Consider the following 4,657-nt stretch of genomic DNA (forward strand, 5'->3'; position numbering starts at 1 on the left):
GTGTACCCGGCTACGGCTATGCCGCAGCGGCGGGGCGCGGTTATGGTGACCGCTGTGGAGGGGTCTACGGTGACCGATGCGGCGGGCGGCGTACATGGCTTTCCGGCCGCGCTGACCAGTTTCGTTGGCCGGGCCGGGGTAGTGCAGGAGATCGCGGGCCTGCTGGGTGAGTGCCGGCTGGTGACGGTGACCGGGCCCGGGGGTGTCGGGAAGACGCGGCTGGCCGGCGAGGTAGCCAGTCAGGTGGCCGGCGAGTTCGCTGACGGGGTGTGGTTGGCGGAGCTGGCGGCGGTGCGGGACCCGGCGCAGGTGGCGGCCGCGGTGGCGGCCGCGCTGGGGATCCGGGAGCTGCCCGCGGCGGCGGCGGCCGATGCGCTGGCGCACGCGCTGGCCCGGCGGCAGTTGCTGCTGGTGCTGGATAACTGCGAGCAGGTGATCGGCGCGGCGGCGGAGCTGTGCGGCAGGCTGTTGCTCGGCGCCGATGATGTGCGGGTGCTGGCCACGAGCCGGGAACCGCTGCGGATAGCTGGCGAGGCGCGGTACCGGCTCGGGCCGCTGCAGCTGCCCGACCCGGGTAATCCCGCAGATCCTGACGGGTCGGAGGCGGTGACGCTATTCGCGGAGCGGGCCCGCCGGGCCGACGCGAGCTTCGCGCTGGATGACGAGACCCGGCCGGTGGTGGCGCGGCTGGTGGCGCGGCTGGACGGGATGCCGCTGGCAATCGAACTGGCGGCCGCGCGGGTCGAGGCGCTGGGCGTGGCCCAGCTGCTTGACCGGATCGATGACCGGTTCACCCTGCTGGCGGCGGGAGACCGGCTCGCGGCGGCCCGGCAACGGTCGCTGGCGGCCACCGTGGAGTGGAGTTACCGGCTGCTGGATGAACGGGAACGGCAGGTGTTCCGCGCGGTGTCGGTGTTCCCCGGACCGTTCACGCTCGAGGGGGCCGAGGCGGTCGCGGGGGCAGGCGCCGGGCCGGCTGTGCTGCGCCTGGTGGACTGCTCGCTGCTGATCCCGCCGCGGGCAGGCCCGGATGGCCGGTCCCGTTATGTGATGCTGGAGACGCTGCGGGCCTACGGGGCAGGGCTACTGGCCGAGGCCGGCGAGGGTGACGGCGCGGCGTCCGCGCTGGCCGGGTACGCCCTGCAGATGGCCGAGGAGGCCATGGCGGGGCTGACGGCCGGCACCGGTGAGGTGGCCGCTGCCCGACGGCTGGATGCGGAGGACGCGACCATGCGCCGGGTGCTCGACTGGGCTTTGGAGCACGACGCGGCCTTGGGTGATGGTGCTGCCGTGGCGCCGCGGCTGGCGGCCGCGCTGGCGTGGTGGTGGCAGGTCCGGGGTCGGCTCGCCGGTCAGGTGCCGCTGCTGAGCGCGGCCGTCGACCGCGCCGACGCGGGCAGCGACGCATGGTGCGCCGGGCACAGCTGGCTCGGCCAGGCGTCGCTGGATTCGGCCGATCCGGCCGGGGCGCTGCGCCACTTCACCGCCGTTCGGGACGCCATCGGCGACCGCGGAGCGTCTTTTACGCTGATCAGGTGCCTGAGCGACCGATCGGCGACGTTGCTCGGCGTGGGACGGATCGCCGAGGCGGCCGACGATGCCCGCCGGTCCCTGGCCCTGGCCCGCGACGGTGATGACCCGGTTACCGAGGCGCTGGCCCTGGCGGTCCTCAGCCTGGTCGCCTGTGTCGGCGGCGACCGCGTGGGCGCCGTGCAACTGGCCAGGCAGGCGGAGCGCATCTCGGCTGGCCTGCACGGCCCGGTGGCGCGGGCGTGCGGCCACACCCTGACGACCGTGCTGATACAGGTCGGCGACGTGGCCGCTGCTGAGCGGACGTGCGCCGGCGGGCTGGCCGACGCCCGGGACGCGGGCGACCTGTGGAGTCTGGGGAACCTGCTGGAGAAGATGGTCGTTCTCGACCTGGCATCGGGCCGTTACACGGACGCCGCCCTGCACTTGCGGGAAGCCCTCCAGACTGCCCTGCGGACCGGCGTGCGCAGGAAGGTGCTCGAGGACCTGGACTGCTGCGGGTACCTGTGCGCCTGGACCGGGCGCTCCGCCGAGGCTGTCACGGTGTGGGCCGCGGTGGTCGCGCTGGGGCGCGGGGGGTTCTCGGTCCCGTCGCGGCCGGATCTGCCCGAGGGCTGGCTCGAGCGGCAGCAAGCCCTACGCGAAGCCCGGCGGGCGCTCGGACCGGCTGCGACGCGGTCGGCGGAGGAGCGCGGCACGGCGATGAGCCTGGCCACCGCGGCCGAGTACGTTCTGATGGTAACCGCTGCGGGCCCGGAGCCGCCGGCCGCGGCACCAGGCCTGGAAGCGCTCAGCCCACGGGAACGGGAGCTGGTCACCCTGGTCGCCCGGGGGCACACCGATGCGCAGATCGCCGGCCAGCTGTACATCAGCGTGCGCACGGTCAGCTCGCACCTGGACCGCATCCGCGATAAGACGGGATGCCGGCGCCGCGCCGACCTCACCCGCCTGGCCCTCAGCGCCGGCCTGGTCTGACGCGGTCCGGGACTGGCGCAGCCCGCCTAGCCGTGCAGCCGCTCGCCACCCGGCAGTGTGGGTGATTGCACCCCGGCCATGGCTGCGCGGCATGTGGGGCGAAACGACCCCTGCCGCGGACCTGGCAGGGCGGCCGAACCTGTCGCTGAGGGCCGGCAAGCCGGCCGGTACCGAGCAGATAGGACAAGGCAATGACCGCGCAACTTACCCGCGAGGGAACTCCGGCCAGGACGGCACAGCCGGCCGCCCCGGCCGGCCGCGGATGGCTCAGGGAGGGGTGGCACCGGATCCACCTGGCCATTCAGGAGATGAACCACGCGTCCCGGCTGGTCGTGGAGCTCCAGGCGCCGTGGGGCGTTGACAAGCATTGGCACCGCAGGTGACGATCCCGGCTGTGGACTCGTTCGCCGGCAAGCTCGCGGTGGTGACCGGCGGCGGCTCGGGCATAGGCCGCGAGCTGGTGCGCCAGCTGGCGGCGCAGGGCTGCTCGGTCGCCGCGTGCGACCTGAACCCGGACACGATCGCGGTGACCGCGGCCACGGCGTGGGCGGCCGCCCCGCCCGGCCTGCGAGTCACCGGCCACACGTGCGACGTCTCCGACGAGGCACAGGTCCAGCGGTTCCGCGACGAACTGCTCGCCGAGCACGCCAGCGATCACGTCGACTTGGTCTTCGCCAATGCGGGCATCTACGGCGGCGGCAGCTTCGTCGGGGACTCCCGCCAGGAGTGGGAGCGCACCTTCGCCATCAACTGGTGGGGCGTGTATTTCTGCGCCCGCACGTTCTTGCCGCTGCTGATCGCGAGCGGCGACGGGGTCCTGGTCAACACCTGCAGCGTCGCCGGATTCTGGCCGACGGCAGGGGCCGGCGCGCCGATCACGGCTTACGCCGCGTCGGAGTTCGCCATCAAGGGCTTCTCCGAAGCGCTCATCGAAGACCTGCGCTCCAACGCGCCGCAGGTCCGGGTCGTCGTGGCCATGCCGGGTGTCGTCAACACCGAGATCTACGAGAACTCCCAACGCGCCCTCGGCCGGCCAGCGTGGGACCAGCTGAGCGACGCCGGGCTGCTGGAGCTGATCCCCGATCGTACGCGGTCCACTCTCATCGAGATGGGCCTGCTGGCCGAAGACTTCTCCGCCGACGACCTGCGGCAGCTGATCCCGCGAATGAAAGAAAAAATCCGGGACCAGGGGTTCACCCCGGCGCAGGCCGCGGCCGGCATCCTGGACGGAGTGCGATCCGGAGCCTGGCGGATCCTCGTCGGCGAGGAAGCCAAGATGCTCGACGAGCAAGTCCGCGCGAACCCCGAGGCCCCGTTCAACTACGACAACTACGCAGAGATGTACGGGCCTCTGATAGCACAGGCACAAGCGAAGGCGTCAGGCACAGCGGAGCCGTAACCACTGCGGTCCGAACATCCATGATGGGTGGCAGACCCGCCGCGCTCCCGACGCCCACGCCGCCGGATGCAGCCCAACGAGCTCGGCGCGCTTCGAGAACGCGGGCACCTGATCCTGGTAGTCACCGCAACGGCGGCAGGGTCGTAACCCGCTCGCACCCTGTACCGCGCGGGCGATCGACCTCGCGCGGCCTGTCCGGCCAGGCAGCTGGATCGCCACCCGGCGGTGTGGGTGATTCCACCCGGCCATGACCGCGGGGCAAGAGGGGCGAAACGACCCCTGCCGCGGACCCCGGCGGGCGGGCGAACCTATCGCTGAGCGCCGGAGAACCGGCCGGTCCCTTGCAGATAGGACAAGGCCATGACCGCACCACCGACCCGCGATGGAACTCAGACCCCGATGACAGAGCCGGGCACCACAGCCACAGGAGGCATTCCTATGAACGCACCGAACCAGCACATGCGCGGCTGGCGCCTTGTACTCGACTACACGCCCTTCCCCGACCTCCGCAAAGGCCTGCGCGGGCGGTGGCTAGCTTCGGCGCAACCCGGCATCTACCGTCTGGTCCCGCCATGGGTCTACCGCCACCCCCGCTTCTTCGGAGTCGGGCATATGGCCGGCGGCAGCGTCGCGGTCGCCGCTGGCCTCATCTGCCTCGCGTACGGCGTCTACGGATGGGCAGCGTTCTTCCTGGTTATCGGAGCGCTGAATCTCGGCGGTGGCTTCTGGTACGTCACCATCGCCCGCTCCGCA

Annotated in this window: 4 protein-coding genes; all 4 read left to right on the forward strand. The window is 72.2% G+C overall.

Annotated features, from left to right (window positions below; genetic code table 11):
- Positions 1–54 precede the first annotated feature (54 nt).
- Positions 55–2,505, forward strand: coding sequence for a LuxR C-terminal-related transcriptional regulator (locus Q1N79_RS03310; RefSeq protein WP_300604157.1), 2,451 nt, complete (start codon positions 55–57; stop codon positions 2,503–2,505).
- A gap of 191 nt (positions 2,506–2,696) precedes the next feature.
- The gene (locus tag Q1N79_RS03315) at positions 2,697–2,888 is read left to right on the forward strand and encodes a hypothetical protein (RefSeq protein WP_300604160.1); all 192 of its coding nucleotides are present in this window, start codon (positions 2,697–2,699) and stop codon (positions 2,886–2,888) included.
- On the forward strand, positions 2,885–3,904 hold the full coding sequence (locus Q1N79_RS03320) for an SDR family oxidoreductase (protein WP_300604162.1): 1,020 nt from the start codon (positions 2,885–2,887) through the stop codon (positions 3,902–3,904). The genes Q1N79_RS03315 and Q1N79_RS03320 overlap by 4 nt, the downstream gene beginning before the upstream one ends.
- A 438-nt stretch (positions 3,905–4,342) precedes the next feature.
- Positions 4,343–4,657 (forward strand): hypothetical protein (locus tag Q1N79_RS03325; RefSeq protein ID WP_300604165.1); only part of this gene is annotated, 315 nt, incomplete at its 3' end.

The sequence above is a fragment of the Trebonia sp. genome (assembly GCF_030042015.1).
GTDB lineage: Bacteria > Actinomycetota > Actinomycetes > Streptosporangiales > Streptosporangiaceae > Trebonia.